Source organism: Flexivirga aerilata (genome assembly GCF_013002715.1).
In the GTDB taxonomy this organism is placed as follows: domain Bacteria; phylum Actinomycetota; class Actinomycetes; order Actinomycetales; family Dermatophilaceae; genus Flexivirga; species Flexivirga aerilata.
Window position 1 is genome coordinate 335,727 of sequence record NZ_JABENB010000002.1, and the last position, 16,072, is coordinate 351,798.

Annotated in this window: 15 protein-coding genes and 1 pseudogene; 13 read left to right on the plus strand and 3 right to left on the minus strand. The window is 69.2% G+C overall.

Features of this window, described 5'->3' with window-relative positions:
• The first annotated feature begins 11 nt into the window (after positions 1–11).
• The 6 genes from pntB (at position 12) to HJ588_RS13440 (ending at position 7,987) form a co-directional block, all read left to right on the plus strand.
• Positions 12–1,436: a Re/Si-specific NAD(P)(+) transhydrogenase subunit beta gene (gene pntB, locus HJ588_RS13415; protein WP_171156381.1), complete on the plus strand. Its 1,425-nt coding sequence runs from the start codon at positions 12–14 to the stop codon at positions 1,434–1,436.
• Between the two features lie 56 nt (positions 1,437–1,492).
• A complete protein-coding gene (locus tag HJ588_RS13420; RefSeq protein WP_171156382.1) occupies positions 1,493–2,908 on the plus strand; it encodes an NAD-dependent malic enzyme in 1,416 nt (471 codons plus the stop codon).
• A 227-nt stretch (positions 2,909–3,135) separates the two neighbouring features.
• Positions 3,136–5,163 (plus strand): DEAD/DEAH box helicase, encoded by a 2,028-nt coding sequence (locus tag HJ588_RS13425; protein WP_171156383.1) that lies wholly within the window; start codon positions 3,136–3,138, stop codon positions 5,161–5,163.
• Between the two features lie 43 nt (positions 5,164–5,206).
• The gene (locus HJ588_RS13430) at positions 5,207–5,776 is read left to right on the plus strand and encodes a YqgE/AlgH family protein (RefSeq protein WP_343036722.1); all 570 of its coding nucleotides are present in this window, start codon (positions 5,207–5,209) and stop codon (positions 5,774–5,776) included.
• 71 nt (positions 5,777–5,847) lie between these two features.
• A complete protein-coding gene (locus HJ588_RS13435) occupies positions 5,848–6,162 on the plus strand; it encodes a DUF3039 domain-containing protein (protein ID WP_171156385.1) in 315 nt (104 codons plus the stop codon).
• 70 nt (positions 6,163–6,232) lie between these two features.
• A complete protein-coding gene (locus HJ588_RS13440; RefSeq protein ID WP_171156386.1) occupies positions 6,233–7,987 on the plus strand; it encodes a DEAD/DEAH box helicase in 1,755 nt (584 codons plus the stop codon).
• A 48-nt stretch (positions 7,988–8,035) separates the two neighbouring features.
• On the opposite strand, the gene HJ588_RS13445 is transcribed toward HJ588_RS13440, so the two are convergent.
• Together HJ588_RS13445 and HJ588_RS13450 are read right to left on the minus strand one after the other, a co-directional pair.
• Complete coding sequence (locus HJ588_RS13445) at positions 8,036–8,515, minus strand: Lrp/AsnC family transcriptional regulator (protein ID WP_171156387.1); 480 nt, start codon at positions 8,513–8,515, stop codon at positions 8,036–8,038.
• 27 nt (positions 8,516–8,542) lie between these two features.
• Entirely contained in the window at positions 8,543–8,713 is a 171-nt protein-coding gene (locus HJ588_RS13450; protein WP_171156388.1) for a hypothetical protein, read from the minus strand.
• 226 nt (positions 8,714–8,939) lie between these two features.
• Between HJ588_RS13450 and HJ588_RS13455 the strand changes: the two genes are divergently transcribed.
• From HJ588_RS13455 to HJ588_RS13480, 7 genes and pseudogenes are all read left to right on the plus strand, one after another.
• The gene (locus tag HJ588_RS13455; RefSeq protein WP_171156389.1) at positions 8,940–9,299 is read left to right on the plus strand and encodes a DUF485 domain-containing protein; all 360 of its coding nucleotides are present in this window, start codon (positions 8,940–8,942) and stop codon (positions 9,297–9,299) included.
• A 5-nt stretch (positions 9,300–9,304) separates the two neighbouring features.
• Entirely contained in the window at positions 9,305–10,942 is a 1,638-nt protein-coding gene (locus HJ588_RS13460) for a sodium:solute symporter family transporter (RefSeq protein ID WP_171157214.1), read from the plus strand.
• Between the two features lie 140 nt (positions 10,943–11,082).
• Entirely contained in the window at positions 11,083–12,288 is a 1,206-nt protein-coding gene (gene hppD, locus HJ588_RS13465) for a 4-hydroxyphenylpyruvate dioxygenase (protein WP_171156390.1), read from the plus strand.
• 99 nt (positions 12,289–12,387) lie between these two features.
• The gene (locus tag HJ588_RS13470; RefSeq protein ID WP_171156391.1) at positions 12,388–12,801 is read left to right on the plus strand and encodes a hypothetical protein; all 414 of its coding nucleotides are present in this window, start codon (positions 12,388–12,390) and stop codon (positions 12,799–12,801) included.
• A gap of 66 nt (positions 12,802–12,867) precedes the next feature.
• A pseudogene (locus HJ588_RS19800) lies at positions 12,868–13,152 on the plus strand (cation:proton antiporter domain-containing protein); the annotation flags it as partial.
• Positions 13,153–13,325: 173 nt separating this feature from the next.
• Positions 13,326–13,883, plus strand: coding sequence for a cation:proton antiporter domain-containing protein (locus HJ588_RS19805; protein ID WP_281358898.1), 558 nt, complete (start codon positions 13,326–13,328; stop codon positions 13,881–13,883).
• A gap of 14 nt (positions 13,884–13,897) precedes the next feature.
• Positions 13,898–14,848, plus strand: a complete 951-nt coding sequence (locus tag HJ588_RS13480) for an RDD family protein (RefSeq protein ID WP_171156392.1) — start codon at positions 13,898–13,900, stop codon at positions 14,846–14,848.
• Positions 14,849–14,852: 4 nt separating this feature from the next.
• Here HJ588_RS13480 and fahA read toward each other — a convergent pair whose 3' ends face one another.
• The gene (fahA, locus tag HJ588_RS13485; RefSeq protein ID WP_171156393.1) at positions 14,853–16,067 is read right to left on the minus strand and encodes a fumarylacetoacetase; all 1,215 of its coding nucleotides are present in this window, start codon (positions 16,065–16,067) and stop codon (positions 14,853–14,855) included.
• Between the last annotated feature and the right edge of the window lie 5 nt (positions 16,068–16,072).

The following is a 16,072-nucleotide window of genomic DNA, read 5'->3' on the forward strand; positions in this document are numbered from 1 at the left end:
GTGTTTTCGACATGCTCACGGTAGCTTCCGCGGCGTCTGCGGCATACATCGTCGCGGCGTTGTTGTTCATCCTCGCCCTGGACGGGTTGTCCCGGCACGAGACGGCGAAGGTCGGCAACAACTTCGGCATCGCCGGTATGACGGTGGCCCTCGCCGCGACGATCGCGCTCGCGATCGACCGGCACATCTCCTCGCTCGGTCTGGTCCTGCTGATCTGCGCGATGCTCGCAGGCGCCGCGATCGGATTGTGGCGAGCCCGGGTGGTCGAGATGACCGGCATGCCGGAGCTGATCGCGTTGCTGCACTCGTTCGTCGGGCTGGCCGCGGTGCTGGTCGGGTGGAACGGCTACCTGCAGGTCGAGCACGACCCGGGCGGTGCCGAGGCCCGCAGCCTGGATGCGATGAGCACCCTCGGCATCCACCACGCGGAGGTCTTCATCGGGGTGTTCGTCGGTGCGGTCACCTTCACCGGGTCGGTCATCGCCTACCTGAAGCTGTCCGCGCGGATCAACTCCAAGCCGCTGGTGCTGCCCGGCAAGAACCTGCTCAACCTCGGCGCGCTGGCGGTGTTCGTGGCGTTGACCGTGTGGTTCGTGATCGACCCGCAGCTGTGGCTGTTGATCGTGGTCACCGTCGTGGCGCTGTTGCTCGGGCTGCATCTGGTCGCGTCGATCGGCGGCGGCGACATGCCCGTCGTGGTGTCGATGCTCAACAGCTACTCCGGATGGGCGGCCGCCGCGTCCGGCTTCCTGCTCGAGAACGACCTGCTGATCGTGACCGGCGCGCTGGTCGGGTCCTCGGGTGCCTACCTGTCCTACATCATGTGCAAGGCGATGAACCGGTCGTTCCTGTCGGTCATCGCCGGCGGGTTCGGCATCGAGGCCGGCCCGGCAGGGGAGGAGGATCTCGGCGAGCACCGTGAGATCACCGCTGACGGTGTCGCCGACCTGCTGTCGCAGGCCAGGTCGGTCGTCATCGCCCCGGGTTACGGCATGGCCGTCGCCCAGGCGCAGTATGGCGTGGCGGAGCTGACGAAAGCCTTGCGGGACAAGGGTGTTGACGTGCGGTTCGCCATACACCCCGTTGCCGGACGGCTCCCCGGACACATGAACGTCCTGCTCGCCGAGGCCAAGGTGCCCTACGACATCGTGCTGGAGATGGACGAGATCAACGACGACCTCGCCGACACCGACGTCGTGCTGGTCATCGGCGCCAACGACACGGTCAACCCGGCCGCCGCCGAGGACCCCGGCTCACCGATCGCCGGCATGCCCGTGCTGCGGGTCTGGGAGGCCGGCAACGTCATTGTCCTCAAACGCTCGATGGCCTCCGGATACGCCGGCGTGCAGAACCCGCTGTTCTTCCGCGACAACACCCAGATGCTCTTCGGCGACGCCAAGGATCAGGTCGCGTCGGTGATCTCCGACCTGCGGTGAGACCGGACCTCGGACCCGGTGGCACGCGCGCGCGGCATAGCGCTTGAATGGACGGCATGAGCGCCCAGCCTTCCGTGTCCAACTCCATCACCGTCCGCCTCGAACTCCCGGGCCGAGCGACCGCCGTCAGTGAGCTGACCGGCGCGGTGGAGCGCAGCGGGGGACTGGTCACCGCGCTCGACATCACCCACTCCGACAACGACCGGCTGCGGGTCGACGCGACCATCGCGGCCCGCGACCAGGACCACGCCGACGGCATCGTCGAGGCGATGCGCGAGATCGAGGGCGTCGAGATCCACAAGGTCAGCGACCGCACGTTCCTCGCTCACCTGGGCGGCAAGCTGAAGATCGAGTCCAAGGTGCCGATCCGCAACCGCGACGACCTGTCGATGGTCTACACGCCGGGTGTGGCGCGCGTGTCCCTCGCGATCGCCGAAAACCCCGAGGACGCAAGGCGATTGACGATCAAGCGCAACACCGTCGCGGTCGTCACCGACGGAACGGCGGTGCTGGGCCTCGGCGACATCGGCCCGCTCGGTGCACTGCCGGTGATGGAGGGCAAGGCGGCGCTCTTCAAGCGCTTCGCCGACATCGACGCCTTCCCGCTGTGCCTCGACACCAAGGACACCGAGGAGATCATCCGCACGGTCAAGATCGTCGCGCCGGAGTTTGCCGGCATCAACCTCGAGGACATCTCCGCGCCGCGCTGCTTCGAGATCGAGCGCCGGCTGCGCGACGAGCTCGACATCCCGGTCTTCCACGACGACCAGCACGGCACCGCGATCGTGGTGCTCGCCGCCCTGCGCAACGCGCTGCGGGTCGTCGGCAAGGACCTCTCCGACGTGCGGATCGTGCAGTCCGGCGCCGGCGCCGCGGGCACCGCGATCGCCTTCCTGCTGGTGCACGCGGGCGCGAAGGACGTCGTGCTCGCCGACATCAACGGGGTCGTCGAGCCGGAGCGTCCCGACATCAAGGCCAACCCCGGAAGCGACCTGGCCCAGATCGCCGCGCACACCAACCCCAAGCGGGTGACCGGCACGCTGAAGGACGCGTTGCGTGGCGCCGACGTCTTCATCGGCGTCTCGGCGCCGAACATCCTGACCGGTGACGACATCGCCACGATGGCCGACGACGCGATCGTCTTCGCCCTCGCCAACCCCACCCCCGAGGTCGACCCCGACGAGGCGGCCAAGCACGCGACCGTCGTGGCCACTGGCCGCAGCGACTTCGCCAACCAGATCAACAACGTGCTGGTCTTTCCGGGCGTCTTCCGCGGGCTGCTCGACGCGGCCGCCACCAAGGTCACCCTCGACGTGATGCTCGCGGCGTCCGAGGCGCTCGCCGACGTGGTGAAGCCGGAGGAGCTCAACCCGGCATACATCATCCCGAGCGTCTTCCAGCCCGACGTGTCCAAGGTCGTCGCCCGCGCGGTCGCCGACGCCGTGCGCACCGAGCACCCGGAACGAGACTGAACTCACGCCGCCGCGTTTTGTCGCCGTGGCATCGGCTCCGCTACGGTTGAAGGGTTAATCACGCGATCTTGCGTTCATTGTTTGTGATGTCTTTGTTCTGAGCGCCGAGATCTTTGGCGCTCAAGGCATCCCTCGAGCAGCACGTCACCCGCCCCACAACTGCGGGTCACTTCATCGTGCTTCGAGGTACGTGCGCCCTTTGGACACGTAAAGGACGTGGGTCACTCATGACCAAGAAGACAATGGACGGCAAGAAGGCCCGGTGGACCCGGGCCCAGAAACTCGAGGCGAAGCGGTCCTCCGCTCGCAAGCAGCGCGGCGCCGATGGCGGCCGCGAATTCGACCGCGACGCAAAGCGTTCCGCGCGCTCCGACCGCTCCGAGCGGTTCGACAAGCGCGCCGGGTCGGCCCGTGCCGAGCGCGGTGACGACCGTCGCCCGCGGCGCGCGTATGACGAGCGCGACGACCGCCGCGGCGGCTCGCGCTACACCGACCGCCGGGACGACAACCGCGGCTCGCGCGGCTACCGCACCGACGACCGGCGCGATGACCGTCGTGACTTCCGGCGCGATGACCGCCGGGACGACCGGCGTGATTTCCGCCGTGACGACCGTCGGGATGAGCGTCGTGACTTCCGCCGGGACGACCGGCGCGATGAGCGTCGTGACTTCCGGCGGGACGAGCGACGGGATGACCGTCGTGACTTCCGGCGGGATGACCGTCGTGACTTCCGACGTGACGACCGGCGCGATTTCCGGCGCGACGAGCGACGGACCGAGCGACCGGCCCCGGCATACCGCGACGACAAGCCCGCCACCCGCGAGCCCGTCGTGCAGGAGCCGATCAGCTTGGACGGCAACGGTTTTGCCGATCTCGGCCTGCCCGAGTCGCTCGTCGAGCGGCTCGCCCGCGACGGCATCACCCAGCCGTTCCCGATCCAGACCGCGACGATCCCCGACGCCCTGGAGGGCCGGGACGTGCTCGGCCGCGGCCGCACCGGCTCCGGCAAGACGCTGTCCTTCGGCCTGCCGGCGCTCACGCGTCTGGCCGCCGGTGGGCGGGCCCGGCCCAACCAGCCGCGCGCGATCGTGCTCGTGCCGACCCGTGAGCTCGCGATGCAGGTGAGCGACGCGCTGCAGCCGCTGGTCCACGTCATCGGGCTGCGCCACAAGCTGGTCGCCGGTGGCATGCCCTACGAACCGCAGCTGTCGGCGCTCGAGCGTGGTGTCGACCTGCTGATCGCCACCCCGGGCCGGCTCATCGACCTGATGGAACGCGGTGCGGCCGACCTCAGCCGCGTCGAGATCGCGATCCTCGACGAGGCGGACCACATGGCGGAGATGGGCTTCCTCGAGGCGATCACCCAGATCCTCGACGAGGTCCCGGCGGACGGCCAGCGGCTGCTCTTCTCGGCGACGCTCGACCGCGGCATCGACACCGTCGTGGAGCGTTACCTGACCGACCCGGTCGAGCACGCCACCGACGACGGCACAGCATCGGTCAGCACGATGGCGCACCACGCGCTGCTGATCGAGCCGCGCGACAAGAAGATCGTGACCGCAGAGGTCGCCAACCGTTCCGGCCGGACGGTGGTCTTCGTGCGCACCAAGCTCGGCGCCGACCGGGTGGCCGCCGAGCTGCGCGACCAGGGCGTGATGGCCGCGGCTCTGCACGGTGGCCTCAACCAGGGTCAGCGCAACAAGGTGCTGAGTGCGTTCAAGGACGGCAAGGTGCCGGTGCTGGTGGCGACCGACGTCGCCGCCCGCGGCATTCACGTCGACGACGTCGGCGTGGTCCTGCAGGTCGACCCGCCGGCCGACCACAAGGACTACCTGCACCGCGCCGGGCGCACCGCCCGCGCCGGTGAGCAGGGCACGGTCGTCACGCTCGCGTTGCCGCACCAGCGCCGCACCATGCAGCGGCTGCTCGACGAGGCGGGCGTCGAGACGACCCTGCAGCGCGCGCAGCCGGGCGACGACGTCATCCGCGCCGCGGGCGGCAGCACCCCGGAGGGGCGCCGCATCACCGACGACGACCTGCAGCGCATCCTCACTCCGCCGCGGGCAAACCGTGGCGGCCGTGGCGGCGACCGTCGTGGTGGCGGTGGCTACCGCGGCGGACGGTCCGGCGGCTACGGCGGCGGGTATGGCGCAGGCCGCCCGCGCCGCGACGGGTTCCGTTCCGGCAGTGGACGATCCGGCGGTTACTCCGGTGGCAGCCGCGGCGGTCGGTACGACCGGCGCGACCGGGACTGACGTTCGCGCGGACCGGTGTCGCACCTGTCGTCATAATGGTGGCGTGGACGATCTGACCAGCCGGCTGCTCGTTGCGGTCCCGCGCGAGCAGTCGGAGGTCCGCGACGACGACGTCTTCGATCGCAGCGTGGTGCTGGTGCTGCACCACGACGACGACGGGGCGCACGGCCTGATCCTCAACCGTCCGCTCACCGCCGAGGTCGACGCGGTGCTGCCCGGCTGGCAGGAGCACGTCTCGCGCCCCGACTGCGTCTTCCAGGGCGGTCCGGTGTCGCTGGACACCGCGCTCGGGCTGGCGTCGTCGCCCGGCGACGAGGACGAACAACTCGGCATCAAGCGGCTCTTCGGCGGGGTCTGCCTGATCGACCTCGACGCGCCGCCGCCGGTGGTCATGCCCTCGCTCGCCGCGCTGCGCATCTACGCGGGTTACGCCGGCTGGGGCCCCGAGCAGCTCGAGAGCGAGATCGAGTCCGGTTACTGGTTCGTGGTCGACGCCGAGGCCTACGACCCGTTCAGCGACGACCCGGACGACCTGTGGGAGCAGGTGCTGCGCCGGCAGCGTTCGTCGATGGCGTTCGCGGCGAGCTTCCCCGACGACCCGGAGCTCAACTAGCGCGGCCGCTCGCGGGCCCGGCCCGAGCGGGCCACCCCCGGCCGGCGAGCACCGTCATACACTTGACGGCCATGAGCACTGTCGACGAACCAGACCGTCTCTCCTCGCCCGAGGCCGCACCGAGTGTGCCCGGCACCTCGACGGCGACGATCGAGCGGCCCGACGTTCAGGAGCAGCTGCAGGAGCCGGGCGACCATGAGCGCTTCGCGCACTACGTGCGCAAGGAGAAGATCATGGAGAGCGCCCTGTCCGGTGAGCCGGTGACGGCCCTCTGCGGCAAGGTGTGGGTGCCCGGCCGCGACCCCGAGAAGTTCCCGGTCTGCCCGACCTGCAAGGAGATCTACGAGGGGCTGCGCGAGCCGCAGGACGGTGGCGACGGCAAGTAGCCGCCACGTGACTCACGCCTCGCGAGTCGCCCGCGGGGGTGTCACTCGCGGAAGTTAGCCTGGTCCACCTATGAGCACCTCCGCCGCCTCGCACCTGTCCCCGGCGTTTCCCGACAAGGCGGCGTGGGGCACGGCGGGCAAGCTGCGCGCCTGGCAGGCGGCGGCGATGGAGCGATACTTCACCGACCAGCCGCGTGACTTCCTCGCGGTGGCGACGCCCGGCGCCGGCAAGACCACCTACGCGCTGCGCCTCGCCACCGAGCTCATGGACCGCGGGATCATCGAGCAGGTGACGATCGTCGCACCGACCGAGCACCTCAAGACGCAGTGGGCCGATGCGGCCTCCCGGGTCGGCATCCACATCGACCCGCGTTTCACCAACGCCCAGCAGGAGCACGCCGCCGACTTCGACGGGGTCGCGGTCACCTATGCGGGCGTCGCCAGCCGCCCCGCGCTGCACCGGATCCGCACCGAGAAGCGGCGCACGCTGGTGATCCTCGACGAGGTGCACCACGGCGGTGACACCAAGTCGTGGGGCGACGCCATGCGCGAGGCGTTCGAGCCGGCCACCCGCCGCATCTGCTTGACCGGCACCCCTTTCCGGTCCGACACCGCGCCGATCCCGTTCGTCCGTTACGAGGAGGGCGACGACGGCATACGGCGCTCGGCCAGCGACTTCACCTACGGCTATGCCGAGGCGTTGCGCGACGGCGTCGTCCGTCCGGTCCTCTTCATGGCCTATGGCGGGGCGATGCGGTGGCGCACCTCTGCCGGTGACGAGATCGCGGCCCGTCTCGGGGAGCCGCTCACCAAGGACGCCACCGCGGCGGCCTGGCGCACCGCGCTCGACCCGACCGGCTCCTGGATCCCGGCGGTGCTGCGGGCCGCGGACAAGCGGCTGACCGAGGTGCGTCGGCACGTCCCGGACGCCGGCGGCCTGGTGATCGCGTCCAACCAGACGGCGGCGCGTTCCTACGCCCGCACCCTGCGTGAGGTCACCGGTGTGCAGCCGGTCGTCGTGCTCTCCGACGACGCCGGAGCCTCATCGCGCATCGAGGAGTTCGCACACTCCGAGGACCGCTGGATGGTCGCGGTGCGCATGGTGTCCGAGGGGGTCGACGTCCCACGACTCGCGGTCGGCGTCTTCGCCACCTCCACCTCGACCCCGCTCTACTTCGCCCAGGCGGTCGGTCGTTTCGTGCGCGCACGGCGGCGCGGCGAGACCGCGACGGTCTTCCTCCCCACGGTGCCGCAGATCCTCGAGCTGGCGTCCTCGATGGAGAAGCAGCGCGACCACGCGCTGGCTCGACCTGAAAAACAAGAGGATTCGATCTGGTCGGAGGAAGAGGGCCTGATCGCGGAGGCCAACCGCGAGGAGAAGGCACTCGGCCCAGACGACGGGAAGTTCGAGGCCCTGGAGTCGGAGGCGGAGTTTGATCACGTCCTCTTCGACGCCCAGCAGTTCGGTCTCGGCGCCGAGGTCGGCAGCGACGACGAGCAGGAATACCTCGGGCTACCAGGCCTGCTCGAGCCCGAGCAGGTCACCGACCTGTTGCGGCAGCGGCAGGACAAGCAGAACAAGAAGGGCCGCGCCCGCCCCGCGGAGGACCAGCCGGTCGCCGCTCACCGGGCCCTCGCCGCGCAGCGCAAGGAGCTCAACGCGCTCGTCGCGGCATACTCGACCAAGACCGGCAAGCCGCACGCCCACGTGCACCACGAGCTGCGGGTCAAGTGCGGCGGCCCGGCGCTCGATCGGGCGTCGACCACCGAGGTCAGCGAGCGCATCACGATGATCCGCAACTGGTTCGTGGGGAGGAAGCGCTGACTTCCGTTGCTTGCAGTCGGCGATTCAGTCGGAGATCGAGTCGCTGATTCAGTCGGTGACGCCGCCGGTCTGCCGCACCAGCGGCAGGGTGCGGTGCGCGACGAGTTCGGCGAGCGCGATCGTGGTGGATGCCCGCACCACGAGGCCGTCGCCGACGACCTGGTCGATCACCCGCTGCAGGTCGCTGTTGTCCTTGGCCACGAACCGCGCGAAAAGGTCCCCGCTGCCGGTGATCGTGTGCACCTCCAGCACCTCGGGGATCTGCGAGAGATGCTCGACGACCTTCTCTCGGCCCTTGCGCTGCTGGATCTCCAGGGTGCAGAACGCCATCACCGGGTAGCCCAGCGCGGCGGGGGAGACCGACGGGCCGAGCGAGGAGATCACGCCCCGCTCGATCAGCCGGTCCAGGCGGGCCTGCACGGTGCCGCGCGCGACCCCGAGCACCCGCGAAGCTCCGAGCACGCCGATCTGCGGGCGCTCGCTGAACAGCGCGATCAGGCGCGCATCGAGGTTGTCGATCGACGGCATGGCCCTGACGGTAGCGGGCGGGGCCGCTCAGCGAGGTGCTAGACCGGCGAGGAAAATGTCCAGCCAGCGCTGCCGGACCGGCTCGGGCTGGTCGACGGGGGCGGTGGCGACGAGCAGCTGGAAGTCGGCCGGGCCCACGTCGGGGCCGAGGACGCCGGCCTCGATGCACGCCTGCACCACCACGGTCAGGCTGCGCATCGCGCGCTGCCGATCACCTACGCGCGACGCGTGCTGCCCGACCGGGTGATCGACGGTGGGGTGAAGCTGATGTTCGGCGCGGCCGGTCGCATGCGCTGACTGCATATCGCAGTGCGGCCGTCGGACGCTGACGACGCGCCCGGCGGCCAGCCAATTCCCGGCATACTCACCGGTAACGCTCATAGTGATGCGGGTCACAGCCGTTTCCCGGTGAGAGGACACCGCGATGTCGTCCGGTTCGGAATTGCCCGCAGACACCGCCCAGGCCTACCTGCGGGTCGAGCAGTCACCTGAATTCAGAGATCTGCGCAGCAGATTCCGCCGTTTCGTCTTCCCGATGACGGCGGTCTTCCTGATCTGGTATTTCGTCTACGTCCTGCTCGGCGCCTATGCGCACGACTTCATGGCGCACAAGCTCTTCGGCAACATCACCGTCGGGCTGGTGCTCGGCCTGCTGCAGTTCGTGTCGACCTTCGCGATCACGATGATCTACGTGCGCTGGGCCAACCGGGTCTTCGACCCGGCCGCCGAGCGGCTTGCCGCATCGGTCGGACTCACCGAGCACGAGGGTGGTGAGTCGCGATGACCGCGATGAGCGCGCTCGCTGCCGCCGAGGCGACCAAGGTCGGCAACTCGACCGTCAACATCCTCATCTTCGCCGCGTTCGTGCTGGTCACGTTGGCGATCGTGATCCGCGCGTCCCGCAACAACAACACCGCGGCCGACTACTACGCCGGCGGCCGGGCCTTCACCGGCCGGCAGAACGGCATTGCGATCTCGGGTGACTACCTGTCGGCGGCGTCCTTCCTCGGCATCGCCGGCGCCATCGCGGTCAACGGCTACGACGGCTTCCTCTACTCCATCGGCTTCCTAGTCGCCTGGCTGGTGGCGTTGCTCCTGGTCGCCGAATTGCTCCGCAACACAGGGCGATTCACCATGGCGGACGTCCTGTCGTTCCGGTTGCGCCAGCGCCCGGTGCGCACCGCGGCCGCCGTCTCCACGCTCGCCGTCAGCTTCTTCTACCTGCTCGCCCAGATGGCGGGAGCCGGAGGTCTGGTCGCGCTGCTGCTCGGCATCGACGGCAAGGCCGCACAGAGCGTGGTCATCGCCGTCGTCGGCGTGATCATGGTCTTCTACGTGCTGGTCGGCGGCATGAAGGGCACCACCTGGGTGCAGATCGTCAAGGCCGCGCTGCTCATCGTGGGCGCCGCGCTGATGACCGTATGGGTGCTCGGCAAGTACGGCATGAACTTCTCCGACGTGCTGCAGGGCGCCGTCGACAACTCCAAGTCGGGCCAGGACGTTCTCGGCCCGGGCCTGCAATACGGCAAGGACTCCACGACCAAGCTCGACTTCGTCTCGCTCGGGCTGGCACTGGTGCTCGGCACCGCCGGCCTGCCGCACGTGCTGATGCGCTTCTACACCGTGCCGTCAGCGAAAGAGGCTCGTAACTCTGTGGTCTGGGCGATCTGGCTGATCGGCATCTTCTACCTCTTCACCCTTGTGCTCGGGTATGGCGCGGCGGCCCTCGTCGGGCCCGACAAGATCCTCGCCGCACCCGGGAAGGTCAACAGCGCGGCGCCGCTCCTGGCATACGAACTTGGTGGGGAAGTCCTGCTCGGGGTGATCTCCGCGGTCGCCTTCGCGACCATCCTCGCGGTGGTCGCCGGTCTCACGATCACCGCCAGCGCGTCGTTCGCGCACGACATCTACGCCAACGTGATCAAGAAGGGCACCGTCGATTCGGCGGGCGAGGTGCGCGTCGCGCGCATCACCGCCCTGGTGATCGGCGTCATCGCGATCGTCGGCGGCATCTTCGCCAACGGTCAGAATGTCGCCTTCCTCGTCGCGCTGGCGTTCGCGATCGCGGCCAGCGCCAACCTGCCGACGATCCTCTACTCGCTCTTCTGGCGGCGGTTCAACACCCGCGGCGCGCTGTGGTCGATGTATGGCGGCCTCGGGTGCGCGCTGATCCTGATCATCTTCAGCCCGGTGGTGTCCGGCAAGGTCGACAAGGCCGGCAAGGCGACGTCGATGATCACCGACACCTCCATCGACTTCCACTGGTTCCCGCTGGACAACCCGGGCATCGTGTCGATCCCGGTCGGCTTCTTCCTCGGCTGGCTCGGCACGGTCACCAGCAAGGAGAAGAGCGACGACGCGAAGTTCGCCGAGATGGAGGTGCGGTCGCTCACCGGCGCCGGCGCGGAGAAGGCCGTCGAGCACTGAGGAGCAACGCTGAGGAGCTCCCGTCATACTCTGGTCAATATGTATGACGAATCCGCATTCATGCCTGACAGTTTGTGCATGGTGACCAGCGGAAAATCGACTGGTTGCGCGGTCACTGTGGTTGGCGCCACAGTGACCGCATGACCTCGACGCTGAACCTCACCCTCGACGAGCTCGCCGCCGGCCAGGACCTCGACCAGCTCAAGCAACTGGTCGGTCTGGTCGACTACGACGCCGACAAGGATCCCTTCCCGGTCACCGGCTGGGACGCGATCGTCTTCGTGTCCGGCAACGCCACCCAGTCGGCGCTCTACTACCAGTCCGCGTGGGGCATGGAGCTGGTCGCCTACAGCGGCCCCGAGACTGGCAACCGCGACCACAAGTCGTTCGTGCTGAAGAGCGGGTCGATCCGCTTCGTCATCAATGGGGCTGTCGACCCGGACAGCCCGCTGGTGGAGCACCACCGCAAGCACGGCGACGGAGTCGTCGACATCGCGCTCGAGGTGCCCGACGTCGACAAGTGCATCGCCCAGGCGCGCGCCGCCGGGGCGACCGTCGTGCGTGAGCCCGAGGACGTCAGCGACGAGCACGGCACGATCCGCACCGCCGCGATCGCGACGTATGGCGAGACGATCCACACGCTGGTCGACCGCTCCAAGTACGACGGCCCCTACCTGCCGGGTTACGTTGCGCAGCAGTCGAATTACCAGCCGCGGCCGGGTCAGCCCAAGCGCCTCTTCCAGGCGCTCGACCACATCGTCGGCAACGTCGAGCTCGGCAAGATGGACGAGTGGGTCGGCTTCTACAACCGGGTCATGGGGTTTGTGAACATGGCCGAGTTCATCGGCGATGACATCGCGACGGACTACTCGGCGCTGATGAGCAAGGTCGTGGCCAACGGCAACCACCGGGTGAAGTTCCCGCTCAACGAACCGGCGATCGCCAAGAAGAAGTCGCAGATCGACGAATACCTGGAGTTCTACCGCGGCGCCGGCGCACAGCACCTCGCGGTCGCGACCGGCGACATCATCGCGTCGGTGGATGCGCTGCGCGCCAACGGCGTGGAGTTCCTCGACACCCCCGACAGCTACTACGAGGACCCCGAGCTGCGCGCCCGGATCGGGCAGGTGCGGGTGCCGGTCGAGGAGCTGCAGAAGCGCGGCATCCTGGTCGACCGCGACGAGGACGGTTACCTGCTGCAGATCTTCACCAAGCCGCTCGGTGACCGCCCGACGGTGTTCTTCGAGCTGATCGAGCGGCACGGCTCGCTCGGCTTCGGCAAGGGCAACTTCAAGGCGCTCTTCGAGGCGATCGAGCGCGAGCAGGACAGGCGCGGCAACCTCTGAGCGACGAGCGGGCCAGACCCTAGAGGGCCGGGAGACCGCGCGAGCGGTGAGCGCGGGTCTACATTCGAGGTCCCGTGACACGCGGCGGAAAGGACCGACATGTCATCCAAGCGCACGTCGTCGAAGGCCGATCCGAAGGTCGTCTGGCTGCAAGAGACCCAGGCGCACGACTACCCGGCCGCCGCGTCATACCTGTCGTTGCTCGCGGTGCCGAAGGTGGTGGACAAGGTGGTCGCCAGCCTGCGCAAGACCACGCCCACCCATTTCAAGGCCAAAGACATCCTGCGGGCCGCGCAGCTGCCGCTGCTGCCGCTCGACAACGAGCACGTGGTCCGCGACCTGCGCAAGATCATCCAGGGTGAGGCGCTGTCGCCGGTGCTACTCGTGCGCGGCGACCTGCGCCTCGGCGTGGCCGCGCAGGTCGCCGACGGCTACCACCGGGTCTGCGCGAGCTACCACGTCAACGAGAACACCGACATACCCGTCACGATCGTCGACCTGCCCACGCGCTGACCTGCGGTGGGATTCGCCGGCCTCGCCCTGATCTGTGCGGTGGCCCTGCTCGGGCCGCTGCTGTCGGTGCCGCGCGGTCTGCACCTGCCGGTCGTCATCGGTGAGCTTGCCGTCGGCATCGTCGTCGGGCAGACCGGCTTGCGGGTGCTGCAGCCGGACAACGGGACGTTCGTCTTCCTGGCCGAGATCGGCTTCGCGCTGGTGATGTTCGTCGCTGGATCCCACGTGCCGATCCGCGACCGTGCCCTGCGCACCGGCCTGGTGCGTGGTGCGGCACGCGCGGTCGCGATCGGCGTGCTCGCGGTGCCACTGGGTCTCGGCGTCGCCGCACTCTTCGGCACCGGGCACGGCGTCCTCTACACGGTGCTGATCGCGTCGTCGTCGGCGAGCATCGTCATGCCGGCACTGCAGGGTATGCCGACCGACGCGCCGGCCATCCGCTCGCCATCGATCCGGAGCATGCGTTGCGGGCGGTTGTCGGTGCTGTCGCGGTCGCCGTTGCTGCCGGGATCCTCTTCGTCGTATTGCGCAGGTTGGTCACCTCCGGGGTGCAGCGCCGCATCCACGTGCTGTCCGAAGACCGTGGTCTGGCAATGGAATTGCGCTTCTCGCTGGCCGCCGTCTTCGCGATCGCGGCGGTCGCCGTGGCCCTGCACGTCTCGGTGATGCTGGCCGGTTTCGCGGCCGGGCTGGCAGTCGCCGGGGCGGGGGAGTCGCGGCGTCTCGGCAACCAGCTCTTCGCGGTGACGGAGGGCCTCTTCGGGCCGATCTTCTTCGTCTGGCTCGGCGCCTCGCTCAATCTCCGGGAACTGGCGTCCCACCCGTCGTCGGTGCTGCTCGGCATCAGCCTCGGCCTCACCGCGATCGCCGCGCACGGCGCGATGGCCCTGACCCGGCAGCCGTGGCCGGTCGCCGTCATCACCAGCGCACAGCTCGGGGTGCCGGTTGCCGCCGCGACGCTCGGCGCCACCCTCGGGGTGCTGCGCCCCGGGGAGAACACCGACATGCTGCTCGGCGCGCTCGTCACGATCGCCGCGACCGCGCTGGTGGCCGGGCGGGTGCGGCGGATCGCCGGCGGGTGAGAGGATCGGTGACCATGACCGATCGCCCGTCGGGTTGGTACGACGACCCAGATGATCCCGACCTGCTGCGCTACTGGGACGGCATCCTGTGGTCCGACCGCACGATGCCGAAGGTGAAGCCCGGCCTCGACCAATCCCGGATCGGTGACTCCAAGCAGCAGTGGGAGGAAGCCGAGGCCCGTCGGCAGGCCGCTCAGGTGGGGTCCGCCCCACCCGCCGGGGGTCCCCGGCCGCCCCTGCAGCCCTATCAGTCCGGTGACCGCGACCCCTACCGCCGCGACGCCGGCCAGCGACCGCCCAGCGGGCAGCGATTCGGCGAACAGGGACCGGCGCCGTACGGGCAGCCTTACGCGCCATACGCACAGCAGGTCGGCAAGACCACCCCTGACGGCGAGCCCACCGCGTCCTGGTGGCGCCGGCTGGTGGCCTACTTCCTGGACTACCTGCTGATCGCCGCGGTGGCGCTGGTGATCGCGCTGCCGTGGGTGCGGCCGTGGATGGACAAGTTCTCGACCTGGTACGGCGACGTGATGGACGCCGCCCGGGCCGGACGATCGCAGCCGCCGATGCCGGACTCGCTGCTGCAGCTGCCGTGGCAGTATCCGCTGATCATGCTCGGGCTCTACCTGGTCTACGAGATCGGGCTCGTCACCTGGCGCGGACAGACGCTGGGCAAGATGGCGCTCGGCATCCGGGTGCGCGGCGCCGGGTCCACCGCACGGCCGCCGCTGGCCGCGGTCGCGGTGCGGTCCCTGGTGAAGGGCATCCCGTTCCTCGGTGGGCTCATCCCGCTCGCCGGGTCGCTCGGCAGCGTCTTCGGTCTCATCGACGGGCTGTTGCCGCTGGGCGACAAGCACGCGCAGTCGCTGCACGACAAGGCCGCCAAAACCTATGTCGTGCCTCGCGATCCGAAGCTCCCGGCATACGGTCAGGGCCCGTATGCCGGACCCCCGCAAGGTCGCTGAGCGGCTACCTGCTGGGGAGGATCGTGCCGCTGACCTCGCCGAGCGCAATGCGACCGCCGCCCGCGGACGGCGCGGTCGCGGTGATCGTGACCACGTCGCCGTCCTCGAGGAACGAACGCTGCGAGCCGTCGTCGAGAGTGATGGGATCCTGGCCGCTCCAGGCGAGCTCGAGCAGACTGCCGCGCTGCCCCGGCTCATCCCCGGAGACCGTGCCGGAGGCGAAGAGATCACCGTCGCGCAGACTCGCGCCGTTCACCGTCAGGTGCGCCAGCATCTGCGCCGGGCTCCAATACATCTCCTTGTAGGGCGGCCGTGACACGACGGTGTCGTTGATCCGGACGATGAGCTCCAGGTCGAGGCCGAAGAGCTCCTTGCCGAGGAGATAATCCAGCGGCTGCGGATCCTGCGCCGGCAGAGGGGTTTTCGCGGCTTCGAGCGCGGCCATCGGCGTGACCCACGGGCTCAGTGACGACGCGAAGGATTTGCCGAGGAACGGCCCGAGCGGCACGTACTCCCATGCCTGGATGTCACGCGCCGACCAGTCGTTGAACAACGCCACACCGAACAGGTGGTCGGCGGCCTCGTCCACGCTCACCCGGGAACCGAGTTCGGTCTGGCCGCCGATGACGAAGCCGACCTCGGCCTCGATGTCGAGCCGCACGCTCGGGCCGAAGACCGGTTGGGCGTCCTTCGAGGTCTTGCGCTGGCCGACCGGACGCACGATGTCGGTGCCGCTGACGACCACGGTGCCGGCCCGGCCGTGGTAGCCGATCGGCAGATGCTTCCAGTTGGGGGTGAGCGCGTCCCCGTCGGGTCGGAAGATCCGCCCGACGTTGGTCGCGTGCTGCTCGCTGGCGTAGAAGTCGACGTAGTCGGCGATCTCGACCGGCAGGTGCAGCGTCACCTCGTCGAGCGGCCTCATGGCCGACCTGACCTCATCACGCCGCGCGTCGTCGCCGATGAGCTGCTGCAGCCACTCGCGGGCCGATGCCCAGGACGAACGCCCTTGCGCGATAAAGGGATTGAGCGACTGGTTGCTCCACGCCCGAGCCCACTTGGGATAACCGTCGAGGGTGGCCAGCGCGGCCAGGTCGATGACGTGATCGCCGAGCCGGGTCACCACGTGGGCGTCCTGGCCCTCGGCGCTCGCCACACCGAAGGGGAAATTGTCGGGACCCCACAGGTCGTCGGCGGACAGGTCGAACGGGTCTGGCGTCATACGTT

Coding starts and splice junctions, on each gene's coding strand:
- HJ588_RS13420 (WP_171156382.1), top strand. CDS start 1,493: ATGAGCGCCCAGCCTTCCGTGTCCAACTCCATCACCGTCCGCCTCGAA.
- pntB (WP_171156381.1), top strand. CDS start 12: ATGCTCACGGTAGCTTCCGCGGCGTCTGCGGCATACATCGTCGCGGCG.
- HJ588_RS13440 (WP_171156386.1), top strand. CDS start 6,233: ATGAGCACCTCCGCCGCCTCGCACCTGTCCCCGGCGTTTCCCGACAAG.
- hppD (WP_171156390.1), top strand. CDS start 11,083: ATGACCTCGACGCTGAACCTCACCCTCGACGAGCTCGCCGCCGGCCAG.
- HJ588_RS13445 (WP_171156387.1), bottom strand. CDS start 8,515: ATGCCGTCGATCGACAACCTCGATGCGCGCCTGATCGCGCTGTTCAGC.
- HJ588_RS13435 (WP_171156385.1), top strand. CDS start 5,848: ATGAGCACTGTCGACGAACCAGACCGTCTCTCCTCGCCCGAGGCCGCA.
- HJ588_RS13450 (WP_171156388.1), bottom strand. CDS start 8,713: ATGCGCAGCCTGACCGTGGTGGTGCAGGCGTGCATCGAGGCCGGCGTC.
- HJ588_RS13480 (WP_171156392.1), top strand. CDS start 13,898: ATGACCGATCGCCCGTCGGGTTGGTACGACGACCCAGATGATCCCGAC.
- HJ588_RS13470 (WP_171156391.1), top strand. CDS start 12,388: ATGTCATCCAAGCGCACGTCGTCGAAGGCCGATCCGAAGGTCGTCTGG.
- HJ588_RS13460 (WP_171157214.1), top strand. CDS start 9,305: ATGAGCGCGCTCGCTGCCGCCGAGGCGACCAAGGTCGGCAACTCGACC.
- fahA (WP_171156393.1), bottom strand. CDS start 16,067: ATGACGCCAGACCCGTTCGACCTGTCCGCCGACGACCTGTGGGGTCCC.
- HJ588_RS13425 (WP_171156383.1), top strand. CDS start 3,136: ATGACCAAGAAGACAATGGACGGCAAGAAGGCCCGGTGGACCCGGGCC.
- HJ588_RS13455 (WP_171156389.1), top strand. CDS start 8,940: ATGTCGTCCGGTTCGGAATTGCCCGCAGACACCGCCCAGGCCTACCTG.